This is a genomic window from Pseudomonas sp. DWP3-1-2 (assembly GCF_049896285.1).
Taxonomy (GTDB): Bacteria; Pseudomonadota; Gammaproteobacteria; order Pseudomonadales; family Pseudomonadaceae; genus Aquipseudomonas.
This window is the reverse complement of sequence record NZ_JAFCTZ010000015.1, coordinates 42,040-57,761: the sequence shown is the minus strand read 5'-3', so window position 1 is coordinate 57,761 and position 15,722 is coordinate 42,040. Positions and strand designations below refer to the sequence as shown.

The following is a 15,722-nucleotide window of genomic DNA, read 5'->3' as shown; positions in this document are numbered from 1 at the left end:
GGGCGCAGCTGACTATTGAGTCAACTGCTGCACATGGGCTCGGTCCGCCGCGAAACCCGCCTCGGCCTTCGCGCGGGCGGCTTGATAACCCACGATATCGGCCTTCAGCTTCTGCTGTTGGGCTCGCACGTCGTTTAGCTGGTCGATGAGCGACTGCGCAACCGGACGCCCTGCCCGCTCCTGCGTGGCGGCCTGTTTCTGCAGGCTGTTGAGCTGCGCAGTGAGGTTCAGGATATTGCCCTTGGCCACTTCCACCAAGGCGTCCAGCTCGGCCAGCTTGCGGGTTCTGGCCTGATCAACATCCTCAACGCTGCTGTACAAACGCAATAACTGAGCATCGGCAGCCGCCCTGGCTTTCGCGTCCTGCGCATGCTGCAGCTGCTCTGCAGTGGGCGGAGGCGGCACCACTTGCACCACTCGCCCCCTCGAGTTGAGGACTTCATAGCCTTTGGCGGCATATTCCGGTGGCACGCCCTGACGGTCCAGAACCGTGACGCCGCGGTTGTCCACATAGCGATAGAGCAGAATTTCAGGTGCTTCTGCAGCCTGGCTCGCCCATGGCAAAAACAACGGGCCAAGGGTCAAACAGAAGCAAATGACGCTCAATCTACGCATGGCATCCCTTCGACTTTTCGGTCACGCGCTCAACGCCCACTGACATGAGCTTCCTTAAATCCCGTATTGGGCCCTGTAGGCTTCGACGGCTGGCAAATGTTGCTTGAGCTGCGGGTCGTCTGCCAGAAATTCCAGAACCTGATTCAAGGACACAATGCTCACCACCGGGATGCCGAAGTCGCGCTCGACCTCCTGAATGGCCGAAAGCTCGCCGTTGCCGCGTTCCTGGCGATTAAGCGCAATCAAGACGCCCGCCGCTGTCGCGTTCTGGGCCTTGATGATCTGCATGACTTCACGAATCGCGGTGCCAGCGGTGATGACGTCATCGATGATCAACACATTGCCGGTCAAGGGGGCGCCCACAAGACTGCCGCCTTCGCCGTGCGCCTTGGCCTCTTTGCGGTTGAAGCACCAGGGCAGATCCATCCCGTGATGTTCAGCCAGTGCCACGGCTGTAGCGGCCGCCAGAGGAATCCCCTTGTAGGCCGGGCCGAACAGGACATCGAAGGCAATACCGCTTTCGATGACGGCCGAGGCATAGAAACGCCCGAGCTGCGCCAGGGCGGAGCCACTGTTGAACAGACCGGCATTGAAGAAGTACGGGCTGGTGCGCCCGGACTTGAGGGTGAACTCACCGAAGCGCAAAACTCCGCGATCGATGGCAAAACGAATGAAATCGCGCTGATACGCCTGCATGGAAAAAGCCCCGAATACCACGGATTTAGCTAATTAGGTAGAGCTCGGGTATCATACACGCACGTGATTTTTGGGGCCATTTATGCGGATCATCAGTGTGAACGTAAATGGCATTCAGGCCGCAGTCGAGCGTGGTTTGCTCAGTTGGCTGCAGGCTCAGAATGCCGACGTCATCTGCCTTCAGGACACCCGCGCCTCCGCCTTCGAACTGGACGACCCAGCCTACCAACTGGATGGCTATTTCCTTTATGCCTGCGAAGCAGAAGTGCCGACCCAGGGCGGGGTGGCGCTGTATTCGCGGTTGCAACCGAAGGCGGTAATCAGCGGTCTGGGCTTCGAAACAGCCGACCGTTACGGGCGTTACCTGCAAGCAGATTTCGACAAAGTCAGTATTGCCACCTTGCTGCTTCCTTCGGGAATGAACGGCGATGAAGACTTGAATCAGAAATTCAAGCTCATGGACGATTTCGGCAAGTATCTGGACAAACAGCGTCGCAAGCGTCGCGAATACATCTATTGCGGTTCGCTGTACGTTGCGCAACAGAAGCTGGACATCAAGAACTGGCGTGACAGCCAGCAATCCCCTGGCTTCCTGGCACCCGAGCGTGCCTGGATGGACGAAATCGTCGGCACCATGGGCTATGTCGATGCCTTGCGTGAAGTGAGCCGCGAAGGTGATCAGTACAGCTGGTGGCCCGATAACGAACAGGCCGAGATGCTCAACCTCGGCTGGCGCTTCGATTATCAGTTGCTGACCCCGGGTTTGCGCCGCTTTGTGCGCAGCGCTCGCTTGCCGCGTCAGCCACGCTTTTCGCAGCACGCGCCATTGATCGTGGATTACGACTGGACCCTGACCATCTAGTCGCCCATCGCACAGCAAAAAGCCGACTTCGTGTCGGCTTTTTTGTGGGCGAATGCTGACTCCCGTTGGAGCGAGGCTTGCCCGCGAATCAGGCGCCTCGGTGGCGCAGATATACCACGTTATCGTTCTTCGCGGGCAAGCCTCGCTCCAACGCGCATTTCACTTTCGCGTCGGATCGTACTCAAGCCCGATGCAAAGTCGCCAGGAACCCCGCTGCGCCCACAAACAGCCCGGCGAAGGTGCGGTTCATCCGGCGTTGCTGTTTCGGGGTCTTCAGCAGGCGCAACACCCGCGAGGCGAGCCCGGTGTAGCCCGCCATGACGATCATGTCCACGCAGACCATCGTCACACCGATGGTGAGGTATTGAGCGAGCAATGGCGCGTGCGGGTCAATGAACTGCGGCAGAATCGCCAGCATGAACACCAGCGCCTTGGGGTTGCTGATATTGACCAGAAAACCTCGCATCAAAAGGCTCAGCGGCTTGCCAATGGGGCGGATGGCCGGATCGTCAGACATATCGCTGGGCAGTGTTTTCCATTGCTTCACGCCCAGATAGATGAGGTACGCCACGCCAAACCATTTGATGAGCGTGAACGCCAGTGCGGACGTTGCCAGCACCGCTCCCACCCCTGCCGCAACAATTGCGATCTGCGCAGCCAGCGCAATTTGCAGCCCCAGTGCGTTCCAGTAACCGCGCCAGAAGCCGTATTGCAAGCCACAGGCCATCGAAGCAATCGCCCCGGCACCCGGTGACAAGCTGATGACCCAGCAAGCAGCAAAAAACCCCAGCCATGTTTCCAGCGCCATCGCACACCTCCAACCGTCCCGAGTACTGGCTAAAGTAGTGTTTGCGAGAAAAATTGACTAGCAAATTATTGCGGTTTGTTGCGCAGGCTTCACGAAGCGGGCGTCAGTCCGCCAGAGGCTTTTCAGTCACCGATGCCGTCGGCAAGGCATCAGTGCCGCGCCAACGCCGTACGGACTTCTGAAAAAACTGGCTATTGGGCACTTGCACCAGTGCACCGCCGACTTCGGGTTGTTCAATGAGGGTGGTGAACATCAGGTTGATCGCGGTCACGCGACCTTTGACGCCGGGCTTGTCGAGGGTATCGACCAGCTCCACCACATCACCGATGCGGAACGGGCCAATGGTGTAGATCAGGATGGCGCAGAGCAGGTTGGAGAGCACGCTCCACATGGCGAAGAACGCCACGGCGGCCACGGCGACAAAGCCTGACAGGGCGGTCCACAGGACAGTGGCGGAAACACCCAGCTGGCCTAACACGAAGATGAACGCGCTGCCCATGATCAGCCAGCGCAACCCTCCGCGCAATGGCATCAACAGTTCGGGTGGCAGCGGATAACGCTCGCCCAGGCGGGTCAGGAAACGGCCCACCAGGCGTTGCAGCAGGTAGCCGGCCATCAGAATCAGCAGGATTTGCACGCCAAGCCAGATGGGTGCGACCCAGTCTGGCGGGACCGGCAGAGTGAAATTGCCCATCATGCGCGAACCTGCATCACGACAAGGCTTCCAGCTCGGCTTGCATGGACTCCAGCAACTCCAGAGACTCCATCCACGACTCTTCCAGCTCGGCTTCACGCACTTTCAGGCTGGCTTGTTCGGCCAGCAGATCGCGCAATTTGTCCTTGTTGGCGGCCTCGTAGTTGGCGCTATCAGCCAGTGCCGCTTCGACCTTGGCGAGCTTTTCGTGCAGCAAGCCCAGGTCGCGCTCCAGTTTGTCGGCCTGCTTCTTGTGCGGCGCCAATTGCTGACGCAAGGCCGCCGCTTGCTGGCGCTGGGCCTTTTTGTCGGTCTTGTCGAGGTTGATCGGCGTGTTGCTGACCGGCGCATTGCGCAGGCGATATTCCACCAGCCAGCGTGCGTAGTCTTCCAGATCGCCGTCGAATTCCTGGACGCGACCGTCAGCCACCAACAGGAAATCATCAGTCGTGCTTTTGAGCAGGTGGCGATCGTGAGAAACCACCAGCACCGCGCCACTGAATTCCTGCAGCGCCATGGTCAAGGCCAGACGCATCTCCAGGTCCAGGTGGTTGGTGGGTTCGTCGAGCAGCAGCAGGTTGGGTTTTTCCCAGGCAATCAGCGCCAGGGCCAGACGGGCTTTTTCGCCGCCGGAAAAATTCAGGACCGGTTCGTCCAAGCGTGCGCCACGGAAGTCGAAGCCGCCGAGGAAATCGCGCAGGGTCTGTTCGCGCTCGGTCGGCGCAATGCGCTGCAAGTGCAGTAACGGGCTGGCCTTGGCGTCCAGCGAGTCCAACTGGTGCTGGGCAAAATAACCCACTACCGTGTTCTCGCCGCGCACCAGTCGCCCGCTCAACGGTTCGAGCTCGCCCGCCAGGTTTTTGATCAGCGTCGATTTACCCGCGCCGTTCGGCCCGAGCAAGCCAATGCGCGCGCCCGGCGTCAGTTGCAGCTTGACCTTTTCCAGCACCGCACGATCGCCGTAACCCAGACGGGCATCGGACAAATCCAATAGCGGGCTGGAAATTTTGCTGGACTCGCGGAAGGTGAAGTCGAAGGGCGAATCAACGTGCGCCGCCGAGAGTTCTTCCATCCGCTCCAAAGCCTTGATCCGGCTCTGGGCCTGCTTGGCCTTGGTGGCCTGGGCCTTGAAGCGCGCGATGAATTTCTCCATGTGCGCGCGCTGTGCCTGCTGCTTGTCGTACGCCTGTTGCTGTTGGGCCAGACGCTCCGCACGGGCGCGCTCGAAGGCGCTGTAGCCACCGCGATAGAGCGTGATCTTGCGCTGCTCGACGTGGGCTACGTGATCGACCACGGCATCGAGAAAGTCCCGGTCGTGGGAAATCAGCAGCAAGGTGCCGGGATAGCTCTTGAGCCAGTCCTCAAGCCACAGAATGGCGTCGAGGTCCAAGTGGTTGGTCGGCTCATCGAGCAGCAACAGGTCTGATGGGCACATCAAGGCTTGCGCCAGGTTCAGACGCATCCGCCAGCCACCAGAGAAATCGGCTACGGGTTTGTCCATCTGCTCATTGGTGAAGCCCAATCCGGCCAGCAGTTTGCGAGCGCGAGCGTCAGCCGTGTAGCCGTCGGCGCTGTCCAGCTCCGAGTGCATGCGCGCCTGCGCGGCACCGTCCTGAGCCGTTTCGGCTTCGGCCAGCAGACGCTGCACTTCACGCAAGCGCAGGTCGCCATCGAGCACGTAGTCCACCGCAATGCGGTCGAGGGTGTCGATCTCCTGCCGCATATGGGCGATGCGCCAGTCGGCGGGGAGCAGACAGTCGCCGGAATCCGGGGTTAATTCACCCAGAAGCAACGCGAACAGGCTGGATTTACCGGCGCCATTGGCACCGATCAGGCCGGCTTTCTGACCGGCGTGCAGGGTCAGCTCGGCGTCTTCTAGCAGACGTTGCGGGCCACGCTGTAAGGTAAGGCTTTGAAGTCGAATCATAATGGCGGCGGAGTCTACCAGCTTCGTCTCAAACAGGTAGATCACTATGCATGCTGACCTTTGGAGTTTCACCCTCGATTTCTATGCCAAACCGGGGATCGAAGAGGCGTGCCTGAGTTTGCAGGCCAACGGAGCCAACGTTTGCTCGCTGTTATGCGGCGTCTGGCTGATGCATCGCGATGTGCCGTGCACCCCGCAACGGGCGCAACAAATCGGACAATTGGCGACGCCTTGGCATGACGAGGTGGTGCGCCCGCTTCGGGAGTTGCGCACACAATGGCGCGGTGCAGCACAGCAAGACCCTGTGCTGGGCTCGTTTCGCGCCCGCGTCAAAGCGCTGGAGCTTGAGGCCGAGCATGAATTATTAACGAGGTTGCAGGCGCAGACGCAGGACTGGTCAGCCACCGGAGTAACGGGTCGGGAAGACTGGTTGACGCTGTTGGCGGGCGAAGCCGCCAGCAAGAACCACGACGCGCTGCATGTGCTGCGCGTCGCGGCTAACCAGGCTTAGGAAGCGCTGGTAGGCGTGGTGCCGGTTGTTGCGGGCGCTGCTGGCGTTACGGGTGTTGCCTGCGTCGCTGCGCCGGTCGTTGCCGGCTTGGTCGCTGCCGGTTTTGCAGTGGCAGGCTTGGCGGCTGCCGGTTTTGCAGCGGCTTTGACAGGAGCTTTGGCGACTGGCTTGGTTGCAGCTTTAACCGGGGCCTTGGCAGCGGATGCAGCTGGCGCTTTTGCCGCAGGCTTGGCCGCCGGGGCTTTGGCAGCGGCTGGTTTGGCTGCAGCCGGTTTGGCAGCGGTTTTCACCGGTGCCTTGGCGCTTGCAGGTTTGGCGGGGGCTGCCTTGGCTGCAGGCTTGGCCGCGGCTTTAGCCGGTGCCTTCGCAGCAGGCTTGGCTGCCGGTGCGGGTGCCTTGGCTGCCACCGCTTTGGTCGCCGTTGCCTTGGCAGGCGCTGGCTTCGCCGCACGGCTTTCCAGTGCCTTGCTGACGGCTTCTTTCACACGGCCAACGCCTTGGGCCAACTTCAGGCTTTCCTGGGCGTCGCGTTTGAGTTGCAGGATGTAGGTGCGGGTTTCGGTCTGACGGGACTTGAGCGCATCAAGCAGCTCTTCCAGTTCGGCGACGCCGCTTTTGGCCTTGGCCTGTGCCTTGGCTTTACCGGCAGTGGCTGCGTCCTGCAGTCGGGTGCGGGATTTGTGCAGCTTTTCCTGAGCTTTACCGCGTTGCTTTTCAAGCTTGGCGAGCAGTTTTTCGGCATCAGCCAACGCTTGAGAACACGCATCTTCCAGGTGATCGAGCAAGCTGCCCGAAAGCTGTTGTAGTAAATGCAACGGGGTGTTTACTGGCTTCTTTTTGGCCGACATGATTTACCCTCTGGATGGCTGAATTGCGGCTCATACTAGACCTCTGCCTGCACCGCCGCTAGCGCATGTTGACAGTGTTGCAAGCAACCTGTTGCATTTCGCGGAAAAACCTTGCGGTGCCCATGATCGAGGTCATGCAAAAAACACTTGGCAAGTCTCATCACACACAAGCGGTTGCGCTGGCATAATCGCTCACTTCCCAGGCCGGAGAGCATTCATGTCACGCTACCTGTTAACGTCGTTATTCTTGTTGCTACCATTGGCTCAGGCCTCGGAAACCGGTGCGTCCAGCGATGCCCACGATCTTGCGTACAGCCTGGGAGCAAGCCTGGGTGAGCGTTTGCATCAGGAAGTGCCTGATCTGGAACTACCCGCTTTGATCGAAGGTTTGCAGCAGGCTTACAAAGGTAAACCTCTTGCGCTGAAAAAAGAACGCATTGATGAGATTCTCAGTGAACATGACGCTGCGATTGCTCAGGCCGAGGCATCAGGGCTATCGGAGCCGCAAAGTGAAGCGGCCTTGAGTGCAGAGCGGAGCTTCATGGACAGTGAAAAAGCCAAGCCGGGCGTGAAGGAGCTGGCAGACGGCATCCTGATGACAGAATTGACGCCAGGCACGGGCGCCAAACCCACTATCGACGGGCGCGTCGAGGTTCGTTATGTGGGGCGTCTTCCGGACGGTACCATTTTCGACCAGAGCAGCCAGCCTCAATGGTTTCGCCTCGACAGCGTGATCAGCGGCTGGACCACCGCGCTGCAGAGCATGCCCGTCGGTGCCAAATGGCGTCTGGTCATCCCGTCAGACCAGGCTTACGGTGCAGAGGGCGCCGGGGATTTGATCGATCCGTACACACCGCTGGTGTTTGAGATTGAACTGGTCGCCGTCGGCCATTAACCCACCCACGGCAGCAGGGTACAAACCCCGGCAGCCAGAAACGCGAAGGGGTGCAGAACGCACCCCAGGGCAATATCAACTTCGTTCGCCGGACCGATTCAGGCCTGAGCAGCAACTACTTCTTTGTGGGAGTTGTGCAGGACTTCGATCAGGCAGTCTTCCAGTTCAAAGCGCTCGTGCAGCAAGCCACCCAGCTTGTTGAACTCGTCGGTGACCGTGGTGCAGTCGCCGCTGTCGCACTGGTCATTGAAAGCCAGCGCACGCTCGGTGATGACTTCCAGGCGTGGATAAATCTTTTCCGCCAATTCAAGCCCGCGTTCGTTGTTGAATGCCTTGGCTTCACTGCTGAGTTGTTCGTAAATTTCGAAATGCCCGGCCGAAACATAGTCGACCAGAACTTCACAAAATTTCTGCAGACCCTCGCGGTCAGCCGCCAGGGCCTCCGGCGTGTCACCCAGCGCGTCGTAGACGCGAATCAGCTCAAGGCGTTCTCGTAGCCAGCGGTCGATCATTGTATTGACCCCACCCCAGCGTTCCTGAGCATTCTGACAACTTTCCAGCATGATGTTCTCTCTTCCCTTCAGGGGCATGCAGACTAGCGGCGACCTTTGGATGTCTCAGCGAAGGAGACAGGCTGTGCACACAGGATTTGCATAATTTCAAAACGCTTGCGGTCCAGATTATGCCCGCAGGACTAGCCCATCAAGGTACGCAGGACACAAAGTTCATACAAGTGTTTAATCCTCGGCCCGACTTTCGGCACCCGAGACCTTCCCTGACGATTGAAAAATCGGGTACAGCGCCAGCAGGGCGAGGCCTACGAAAGCCAGCAGGCTCCACTCCGGCAAGGTCATGCCAAACAATGACCAATTGATCTCGGCGCACAGGAGGGTGTCGAAACGTAACCGCTCGACGACATGGCCCAAAAACAGGGCATCCAGGCTGCGTTCGATGGCCGCGATGACAGGTACAAGCTCGTCCGCGGTCGCCGTTTGCAGCCAGACCTGGGTGCCGGCAATGGTGCCGCCGGACAGGGTCAGCACCAGCATGAGTGCACCATACCGGCGGCAACCGTTCGGCCCTGGCCCATGCCAGGCCGCAGCGAGGGCCAAAGCCGCGCATATCAGGAACACCCAGCGCTGCCAGACACATAACACGCAAGGTGTCAGATCGAACACACGTTGCAAATAAACGACGGTGCCGATGATCAGCGCACATGCGATAAACGCCAGGAAAAAAAGAGAGCGCGTGCGAGCCAGAGGCATGGCAAATCCGTAACAAGAAACGAAGGCGGTTACGGTAGAGGAAAGCGCACAGCCCTTTCAAGGCGCTGCCGTAAGGATACTTCCCTGTTTTGCCGGGGAGTTCCTGACAGAAGAAGAGCGCTTCAATACAACCCTTCGAAAGATAAATCCTGCGATGGCGATTTGCTGGAGATATTTCCTACAAATCGCCTTCGTAGCGCTAAGACCAACGCGTCATTATTGACCCGAATCAGCCAGCCAATGCCGGGAGCGGACGCGCCAGAAGGCGTTCATCCAGCAACCCCAGGCCTTCCTGAAATAACTGATTGCTGCGATCGGTTTCGCCCAGTTGGCCCAGCAACCGCGCCAGCTCCGCACAGGTTTCAGGGTTGCGCTGCAAGCGCAGGCTGCTCTCCAGATAATCACGGGCCTTGCCCCACAGGCTGCTTTGCAGGCACAGCCGGCCCAGTGTCAGCAGCAGGCTTGGATCAGTGGAGTGCTCTTTGAGCCAACCTTCGGCCGTTTGCAGTTGGCGGCCCGGATCACTGCCGCGCACCAGCCCGTACAGACGCGCCAAATGGCTGTTGTACTGGCGCTTGAGGGCTGTGCGCAGCGCTTCCTCGGCTTTGGCATCGGCTCCCAGGCGACGCAGTTGCTCGGCATAGGCCAGCACCAGTTGCGGTTCCTGACGCTGGGAAGAAGACAGGCCGTTCCAGGCCTTGTCCAGCGAAGGCAGGCCCGCCAGTGCCGCATCACCTTCCGGTTCCCGATAAGCCGCCAGCGTGAGGTTTTCACCCCAGGCGCGCCGCTCCAGATCGGCCAGTTCCTGGGGTGGCAGGACCTTATCCTTGCGCAACTCCGGCATCAGCTTGATCAGCGCCGACCACTCGCCGCGCTGTCGATACAAGCGCTGCAACTGGCGCAGGATTTGCGCATTGTGCGGATGACGTTCGTGCATCACTTGCAGGGTGCTCAACGCACCATCCGTGTCGCCGCGATCCTGCTGCAGTTGCGCATGGCTCAAGGCAATCGCCAGCTCCGCCTGGGGCTGACGCTCCAGTGCACGCTCCAGAAGGCCGTCGCATTCTTCGTATTTGCCTTGCTCGTTGGCCGCACGTGCGGCGCCCAGGTAATATTGCAACGGCTGGGGTTCGGCTTCGGCGGCCCGGTGCAAATGACGCTGGGCGCTGGCCCAGCGGCCTTCTGCGAGGTCCATCTGACCTTGCTCGATGGCCACCTGAACACGACGGCTGCGGTTGCGCCGCGACCACGGATTCACCACGCCACTAGAGGTCAAGACCAGGCCCAGCAGCGTACGAACCATGTAGATCACCAGCCAGATGGCGATCAGCAGGCCCAGCGTCGCCCAGAGGCTCGATTCATAGCGGAAGTTCTGATACGCAATCAGCACGTATCCGGAATGTTCCGCGACCGCCACGCCGATCAATGCCGCGATGGCGATGGCGATAAACAGCAGGATATAGGCGCGCTTCATGGGCTGGTCCCCTGCCTGGCTTCAGCAGGCTGGCTGCTCGAATCCGTTGGTGCATCGGTCGCCATGTTTCGGCGTGCCAGGTAGGCCTGCACGGCGCTCAGGCTCTGCGTCAGGTCCGGTGTCATGACGGCAACCGGCTGCGTGACCAGCGCACTCAGGCGCTCGTTCAGCATTTTGACTTGCGTGTTGTCCTGATTGAAGTTGGTCTGCAACACGTCCCGCGCTTCAGCCACTGCCCGTGCGTAAACCTGCGGCTGGCCGTTGAGTGCGGCCCATTGCGCCTGCTCCAGCGCCAGACTCAACGCCAGACGAACCTGAACCAGACTCTGCCCGGCCAACAACGGGCGTACATTCTTGTCGGCATTGAAGTCGATGCGGATGTACCGGGAGATCTGATCCCACCACTGTGCCCAGCGACTGTCTTGATTGTCGCCGGTTGTCAGCCCTAGCAGGGATTCGCCGTTGTCCTTGTACTCCGGTGCCAGTTCGTTGAGCTGTTCGACCTGATCGCGCAGTGCGGCCAGTTGCAGGAACAGGCCGGTGCGATCCGGTTGGTCGATGCTGCGCAGCGCCGCGAGGCTCTTGGCTAATTGATCCCGGGCCGCGAAGGAACCGGGGTCGTCCTGTTCGCGAAGGATTTCATCGGCGCCCTGTACCAGGGCCTGTGCGCTGGTGATGTCCTGCAAGGCCGAGAGGCGCAGGCTGGCCAGACGCAACAGATGTTCGGCTTCAGCCAGGCGCCAGTCCTTGCGGCTGGCACCCAGTACGGTTTCCAGACGCTGGCTCAATCGCTGCTGATCGCCCTGCAATTGCGAAACCAGGCGACGGCGCTCCTCGAGTTCTTCGGCGCCGGGGAGCTGGGCCAGTTGCAGCGAGAGCTGCTGTTCGTGTTGTTGCAGCGTTTGCGTCTGGGAGGCGAGGTCCAGCATTTGCGTGCGTTGCACTTGATGGCTGGCCTGAACCGCCCGCAACTGCCATACGCCCCAACCGGCCACGGCCACGCCCGCCACGCCAAACAGTAAAGCCACGATCACCAAACCATTGCTGCGGCTGCCAGAACGTTTCGGGTCAGTCGGGTCGGGTGTCGGCGTGGCGTTGACCAGCACCGGTTCGGAGTCATCTTTGGGCAAGACTGTTTCGCTCACGTATCCATCCTTTGCATTAGGGCGTAATCGACTAAACGACAAGCAAGTCGATCAAGGCATCTGAATAACGGGTCCGGGTTGTTCCCGCAACGCCGTCAGCAAGGCCGCAGCGTTTGCGCCACGGCAGTTCACAACTGTTCGAGCCCCGGCAAGCCGCGCCAGTTCAGCGACGCGAGGGCTCGGTACAAATAGCGGCATTTGCGCCAGTTCAGGCCAGGCTTGGCCCGCTAACTGACGCAAGTGTTCAAAACCCTGTCCACTGCTGACCACCAGCGCGTTCAAGCGTTCCGCTTTGACGCGCTCCGCCAGCGTCGAGGGCGGGTAGAGCGGCAGCTTGCGACGATACAGCGGTAGATAGTCGACACTAGCACCCAGTTGCCGTAAACGCTCGGCCAAAAGTTCTCGACCTTCTTCGCCCCGCATGATTAACACACGACTTCCCGGCAAGGCCACGGCTTGTTGCAGTTTGGGGAGCTTGAGCAGGGCTTCGCTGTCATCGCCTTGTGCGGGCCAGCTCACGTCCAGATAGTGGTCCCGCAACAGTTGCGCCGTGCCTTCGCCAACGGTGAACCACGGCTGTGTCGGCGGCACCGGCCAGCTTTGGTCCAGCAATGCCAGACCCAGGCGTGCTGCGGGTTTGCTGACGACGATGACGGCGTTGAAGTGATCAAGGTGCGCAATCAAGCCGCGGTGAGCCGCCGTGAGGGGGACTGGCTCGATTTCAAGGAGTGGCAGGCTGCTGCTGAAGATGCCGACATCCGCGAGCACCTGGGCCAGCGCTGCAGATTCATCGACGGGCCGGGTCAGCAGCAGCCGCCAGCCATTCATTCCTGAGCCGCCTCGCCGTAGACCGCCTTGAGGATGTCCGCCGCGCCCTGAGCCAGCAATGCCTCGGCGACCTCTACACCCAAAGCCTGGGCGTGTGCCTGCGGGGCACGGGCTTCGGCGCGCAGCAGCGACTTGCCGGAAGGATCGCCCACCAGGCCGCGCAACCAGATCGAATCGCCTTCGAGCACCGCATAACATGCGATGGGCACCTGGCAACCGCCGTTGAGGTGTTTGTTCAACGAACGCTCGGCAATGACCCGCACGGCGGTGTCATCGTGGTGCAGCGGCGCGAGCAAGGCGTGGATTTCGGCGTCAGCGCTGCGGCATTCGATGCCGACTGCGCCTTGACCACCGGCAGGCAGGCTGTCATCGACGCTGATGCTGCTCGTGATCCGGTTTTCGAAGCCGAGGCGAATCAGGCCAGCCGCAGCAAGAATGATTGCGTCATATTCGCCGGCATCGAGCTTGGCCAGGCGCGTATTGACGTTGCCACGCAGGAAGTGGATGGTCAGATCCGGTCGCCGGGCCAACAGCTGCGCCTGACGCCGCAGGCTCGACGTGCCGACAATACTGCCAGTGGGCAGCACGTCGAGGCTGTCGAAGTTGTTGGAGACGAACGCATCGCGGGGATCTTCACGTTCGCAGATGCAGAACAGGCCCAGGCCTGGCGGGAAGTCCATCGGCACGTCTTTCATGGAATGCACGGCGATATCGGCTGTGTTTTCCAGCAGGGCCGTCTCGAGCTCTTTGACGAACAGACCTTTGCCGCCGATTTTCGACAGGGGGGAATCGAGCAATTTGTCGCCACGGCTGACCATGGGCACCAGCGTGACGATCAAGCCCGGGTGAGCCTGCTCCAGCCGGGCTTTGACGTATTCGGCCTGCCATAGGGCCAGCGCACTTTTGCGAGTGGCAATGCGAATTTCGCGAAGGGACATGAATCGATCCGTACTTGATGGTTGCCACGGATAATAACAGCTCAGGCAAAACGGCTCAGCGCTGTGTGCAAAGACCGCTGAGGAGGTTGATCCTGATCAAAATACTGGGGCGAAAACTTGCTGGCGAAGTGGTGTGAGTCAGCTACCCGTGCCTCGCGCGTGCCCCATAATCCTCTGAGCTGATCAGGATCGTGGGACCGGCTTTAGCCGGGAAGAGGCCGGTACATCTGCTGCATTTTCATCGCAGGCAATGCCGTCTTCCCGGATAAATCGGGTCCCACATGTCAGCTGTTTGCAGCTCGACACAGCGGTGTCTGGACCCCGGTGGACCTCCTACAGGTCAAAGCTGCTGCATCATCTTGCGCACCCCGGCCACATGCCGACGGCTGACGATCAACGCGTCGCCATTGAGACCCTTGAGGAACAACTGAAAATGCCCCAAAGGTGTTCTCTGCAAGCGTTCGATTCGCTCGCGGGCCACCAGCGCGTTGCGGTGGATGCGCACGAAGCGGTCACCGAATTCGTCTTCCAGGGCCTTCAGCGGTTCGTCCAGCAATACCTCCCCTCCCTCGTGACGCAGGGTGACGTATTTGTGATCCGCGATGAAAAAGATCACCTGATCCAGAGGGATCAGTTCAATGCCTTTACGGGTCCGGGCGCTGATATGGCTGCGTGGACCATTGCCGCTTTCGGCGGCAGGGCGGGTCATGGCCGCCAGTTGCACACGGTTGGGGCGCTCGGCTTTTCGCAGCGCTTCCACCAGATGCTCGGGGCGTACGGGCTTGACCAGGTAGCCAACAGCGCTGACCTGGAAAGCATCAAGGGCAAACTCGTCGTGCGCAGTACAAAAGACGACTGCGGGCGGGGTTTCGCGCTCGCACAATTTTGCAGCGACTTGCAGACCATCGATTCCCGGCATGCGGATATCGAGCAACACGATATCCGGCTTGAGGCTGTCGATCAGCGACAAGGCTTCTTCGCCGTTAGAGGCGCTTGGTTCCAATACCCGGTAACCCTCGATTTCGCTGACCAATCGGCTCAGTCGTTCGCGGGCCAGGGGTTCGTCATCAACGATCAGGACATTCATATTGCTCTGGCTTCCTGCGTGAGTCTCGCACAAGGATAGCGTAGACAGGTGAAGTGACGACCGTCACGGCGCTCCACGCTCAGACTGGCGTGTGGGCCAAAAAGTGCCGTAATGCGTGCACCGATGTTTACCAGGGCCTGTTGAGTACCGTTGGAAGTCTGCCGGGTGGCAACTTCGTCATAGGGATTGCTGACACACAATATGAACTCTCCCTTTTTATAGTCTGCTTCAACCTTTATGACACCACCTTCAATGCGTGGTGCGATCCCGTAAAGCAAAGCGTTTTCCAGTAATGGCTGCAAGGTTAGCTGGGGAATCGGCAAATCGTCCGGAATTGCGCTTACCGCCCAGTCCAACTGTAGACGCTCGCCAAGACGATATTGCTCAATTGATAAATATCGTTTAGCCAATTCCAGCTCATCGCGCCAGGTGACCAGGCTGCCCGGCTTGGCGAGACTCGCCCGGAACAGGTCCGACAGGTCCAGCACCGCCTGCTCCGCTTTGGCAGGTTGGGTTGCCACGAGGCTGGCAATGCTGTTGAGTGTATTGAAAAGAAAATGCGGACGGATACGGGCCTGAAGCGATTCGATCCGGGCGCGCAATTCGCCCTGCTGCTGTTTGCGCCACTGACTTTGCAGATAGAAATAACGCAGCATCAAGGCCGACATGATCAGCGCGATCAAACCATAGCGCAGATAGCGCTCGATCATCCCGCCAGGATTGAGCTTGCCGCTCAACTGGCAGATGTCCGTGACCGCGGTGCACGCCAGGGTCAACGCCACCACCAGCAGGCATCCCACCAGCCCCGCCATGCCCGGTGGCAAGCGTGCCAGCCATGGGCGCAAGCCGCATAACAGGGCGGCGGACAGCAAAACGATCCATTGTACGAACAGCGACATCAGGGCCAGGCGTACCCAGTCGAAACCGGTGCGCATGGGTTCGACCAACACCAGCACGAGCACCAGCAGTTCCGCGAGCAGCACAAGTACCAGCAATGCTTGAGGCAGGCACAGTTCAGGCAGAAAGAATTCTTTGCCTTGATCGTCAGGCTGGCGGCGCTTCAGGGGGTCGTTTCGCATCGGCTCAGTCTCAACGTTGCTGCCTTCAGCGGCAAGCCGCACCGCAATAA

Annotated in this window: 17 protein-coding genes; 3 read left to right on the top strand and 14 right to left on the bottom strand. The window is 60.0% G+C overall.

Going from position 1 to position 15,722, the window contains the following annotated elements:
- Positions 1-12: 12 nt before the first annotated feature.
- Positions 13-615, bottom strand: coding sequence for a DUF4124 domain-containing protein (locus ACP7B0_RS22280; RefSeq protein WP_426143860.1), 603 nt, complete (start codon positions 613-615; stop codon positions 13-15).
- 54 nt (positions 616-669) lie between these two features.
- Positions 670-1,311 (bottom strand): orotate phosphoribosyltransferase, encoded by a 642-nt coding sequence (pyrE, locus tag ACP7B0_RS22275; RefSeq protein ID WP_426143858.1) that lies wholly within the window; start codon positions 1,309-1,311, stop codon positions 670-672.
- Positions 1,312-1,393: 82 nt separating this feature from the next.
- Between pyrE and ACP7B0_RS22270 the strand changes: the two genes are divergently transcribed.
- Positions 1,394-2,173 carry an exodeoxyribonuclease III gene (locus ACP7B0_RS22270; RefSeq protein WP_426143857.1) on the top strand — a complete coding sequence of 260 codons (780 nt, stop codon included), beginning with the start codon at positions 1,394-1,396 and terminating at the stop codon, positions 2,171-2,173.
- 181 nt (positions 2,174-2,354) lie between these two features.
- Here ACP7B0_RS22270 and ACP7B0_RS22265 read toward each other — a convergent pair whose 3' ends face one another.
- The 3 genes from ACP7B0_RS22265 to ACP7B0_RS22255 form a co-directional block, all read right to left on the bottom strand.
- Entirely contained in the window at positions 2,355-2,981 is a 627-nt protein-coding gene (locus ACP7B0_RS22265; protein ID WP_426143856.1) for a LysE family transporter, read from the bottom strand.
- 103 nt (positions 2,982-3,084) lie between these two features.
- The gene (locus tag ACP7B0_RS22260; RefSeq protein ID WP_426143855.1) at positions 3,085-3,675 is read right to left on the bottom strand and encodes a mechanosensitive ion channel family protein; all 591 of its coding nucleotides are present in this window, start codon (positions 3,673-3,675) and stop codon (positions 3,085-3,087) included.
- 16 nt (positions 3,676-3,691) lie between these two features.
- Complete coding sequence (locus ACP7B0_RS22255; RefSeq protein WP_426143854.1) at positions 3,692-5,602, bottom strand: ATP-binding cassette domain-containing protein; 1,911 nt, start codon at positions 5,600-5,602, stop codon at positions 3,692-3,694.
- 46 nt (positions 5,603-5,648) lie between these two features.
- Here ACP7B0_RS22255 and ACP7B0_RS22250 point away from each other — a divergent pair, with 46 nt between their 5' ends.
- Entirely contained in the window at positions 5,649-6,113 is a 465-nt protein-coding gene (locus ACP7B0_RS22250; protein ID WP_426143853.1) for a TIGR02444 family protein, read from the top strand.
- Here ACP7B0_RS22250 and ACP7B0_RS22245 read toward each other — a convergent pair.
- Positions 6,110-6,961: an AlgP family protein gene (locus ACP7B0_RS22245; RefSeq protein WP_426143851.1), complete on the bottom strand. Its 852-nt coding sequence runs from the start codon at positions 6,959-6,961 to the stop codon at positions 6,110-6,112. The two genes, ACP7B0_RS22250 and ACP7B0_RS22245, sit on opposite strands and share 4 nt — an antisense overlap.
- A gap of 217 nt (positions 6,962-7,178) precedes the next feature.
- On the opposite strand from ACP7B0_RS22245, the gene ACP7B0_RS22240 reads away from it, so the two are divergent.
- Complete coding sequence (locus tag ACP7B0_RS22240) at positions 7,179-7,856, top strand: FKBP-type peptidyl-prolyl cis-trans isomerase (RefSeq protein ID WP_426143850.1); 678 nt, start codon at positions 7,179-7,181, stop codon at positions 7,854-7,856.
- 98 nt (positions 7,857-7,954) lie between these two features.
- On the opposite strand, the gene rsd is transcribed toward ACP7B0_RS22240, so the two are convergent.
- The 8 genes from rsd to ACP7B0_RS22200 all read right to left on the bottom strand — a co-directional run bounded on the left by rsd (position 7,955) and on the right by ACP7B0_RS22200 (position 15,672).
- Positions 7,955-8,419 carry a sigma D regulator gene (gene rsd / locus ACP7B0_RS22235; RefSeq protein ID WP_426143848.1) on the bottom strand — a complete coding sequence of 155 codons (465 nt, stop codon included), beginning with the start codon at positions 8,417-8,419 and terminating at the stop codon, positions 7,955-7,957.
- A gap of 174 nt (positions 8,420-8,593) precedes the next feature.
- Positions 8,594-9,121, bottom strand: a complete 528-nt coding sequence (locus ACP7B0_RS22230) for a disulfide bond formation protein B (RefSeq protein ID WP_426143847.1) — start codon at positions 9,119-9,121, stop codon at positions 8,594-8,596.
- Positions 9,122-9,350: 229 nt separating this feature from the next.
- Positions 9,351-10,595 (bottom strand): heme biosynthesis protein HemY, encoded by a 1,245-nt coding sequence (locus tag ACP7B0_RS22225; protein ID WP_426143846.1) that lies wholly within the window; start codon positions 10,593-10,595, stop codon positions 9,351-9,353.
- Complete coding sequence (locus tag ACP7B0_RS22220) at positions 10,592-11,740, bottom strand: uroporphyrinogen-III C-methyltransferase (protein WP_426143845.1); 1,149 nt, start codon at positions 11,738-11,740, stop codon at positions 10,592-10,594. The genes ACP7B0_RS22225 and ACP7B0_RS22220 overlap by 4 nt, the downstream gene beginning before the upstream one ends.
- Before the next feature lie 51 nt (positions 11,741-11,791).
- The gene (locus ACP7B0_RS22215; RefSeq protein WP_426143844.1) at positions 11,792-12,568 is read right to left on the bottom strand and encodes a uroporphyrinogen-III synthase; all 777 of its coding nucleotides are present in this window, start codon (positions 12,566-12,568) and stop codon (positions 11,792-11,794) included.
- Positions 12,565-13,506, bottom strand: coding sequence for a hydroxymethylbilane synthase (gene hemC / locus ACP7B0_RS22210; RefSeq protein WP_426143843.1), 942 nt, complete (start codon positions 13,504-13,506; stop codon positions 12,565-12,567). The genes ACP7B0_RS22215 and hemC overlap by 4 nt, the downstream gene beginning before the upstream one ends.
- A 340-nt stretch (positions 13,507-13,846) precedes the next feature.
- Positions 13,847-14,593: a LytR/AlgR family response regulator transcription factor gene (locus ACP7B0_RS22205; RefSeq protein WP_426143842.1), complete on the bottom strand. Its 747-nt coding sequence runs from the start codon at positions 14,591-14,593 to the stop codon at positions 13,847-13,849.
- Positions 14,590-15,672 carry a sensor histidine kinase gene (locus ACP7B0_RS22200; protein ID WP_426143841.1) on the bottom strand — a complete coding sequence of 361 codons (1,083 nt, stop codon included), beginning with the start codon at positions 15,670-15,672 and terminating at the stop codon, positions 14,590-14,592. The genes ACP7B0_RS22205 and ACP7B0_RS22200 overlap by 4 nt, the downstream gene beginning before the upstream one ends.
- Positions 15,673-15,722 lie beyond the last annotated feature (50 nt).

What these genes read in the sequence shown, in the direction of transcription:
- ACP7B0_RS22280 (WP_426143860.1), bottom strand. Translation starts at nt 615, where the DNA reads ATGCGTAGATTGAGCGTCATTTGCTTCTGTTTGACCCTTGGCCCGTTG.
- pyrE (WP_426143858.1), bottom strand. Translation starts at nt 1,311, where the DNA reads ATGCAGGCGTATCAGCGCGATTTCATTCGTTTTGCCATCGATCGCGGA.
- ACP7B0_RS22270 (WP_426143857.1), top strand. Translation starts at nt 1,394, where the DNA reads ATGCGGATCATCAGTGTGAACGTAAATGGCATTCAGGCCGCAGTCGAG.
- ACP7B0_RS22265 (WP_426143856.1), bottom strand. Translation starts at nt 2,981, where the DNA reads ATGGCGCTGGAAACATGGCTGGGGTTTTTTGCTGCTTGCTGGGTCATC.
- ACP7B0_RS22260 (WP_426143855.1), bottom strand. Translation starts at nt 3,675, where the DNA reads ATGGGCAATTTCACTCTGCCGGTCCCGCCAGACTGGGTCGCACCCATC.
- ACP7B0_RS22255 (WP_426143854.1), bottom strand. Translation starts at nt 5,602, where the DNA reads ATGATTCGACTTCAAAGCCTTACCTTACAGCGTGGCCCGCAACGTCTG.
- ACP7B0_RS22250 (WP_426143853.1), top strand. Translation starts at nt 5,649, where the DNA reads ATGCATGCTGACCTTTGGAGTTTCACCCTCGATTTCTATGCCAAACCG.
- ACP7B0_RS22245 (WP_426143851.1), bottom strand. Translation starts at nt 6,961, where the DNA reads ATGTCGGCCAAAAAGAAGCCAGTAAACACCCCGTTGCATTTACTACAA.
- ACP7B0_RS22240 (WP_426143850.1), top strand. Translation starts at nt 7,179, where the DNA reads ATGTCACGCTACCTGTTAACGTCGTTATTCTTGTTGCTACCATTGGCT.
- rsd (WP_426143848.1), bottom strand. Translation starts at nt 8,419, where the DNA reads ATGCTGGAAAGTTGTCAGAATGCTCAGGAACGCTGGGGTGGGGTCAAT.
- ACP7B0_RS22230 (WP_426143847.1), bottom strand. Translation starts at nt 9,121, where the DNA reads ATGCCTCTGGCTCGCACGCGCTCTCTTTTTTTCCTGGCGTTTATCGCA.
- ACP7B0_RS22225 (WP_426143846.1), bottom strand. Translation starts at nt 10,595, where the DNA reads ATGAAGCGCGCCTATATCCTGCTGTTTATCGCCATCGCCATCGCGGCA.
- ACP7B0_RS22215 (WP_426143844.1), bottom strand. Translation starts at nt 12,568, where the DNA reads ATGAATGGCTGGCGGCTGCTGCTGACCCGGCCCGTCGATGAATCTGCA.
- hemC (WP_426143843.1), bottom strand. Translation starts at nt 13,506, where the DNA reads ATGTCCCTTCGCGAAATTCGCATTGCCACTCGCAAAAGTGCGCTGGCC.
- ACP7B0_RS22205 (WP_426143842.1), bottom strand. Translation starts at nt 14,593, where the DNA reads ATGAATGTCCTGATCGTTGATGACGAACCCCTGGCCCGCGAACGACTG.
- ACP7B0_RS22200 (WP_426143841.1), bottom strand. Translation starts at nt 15,672, where the DNA reads ATGCGAAACGACCCCCTGAAGCGCCGCCAGCCTGACGATCAAGGCAAA.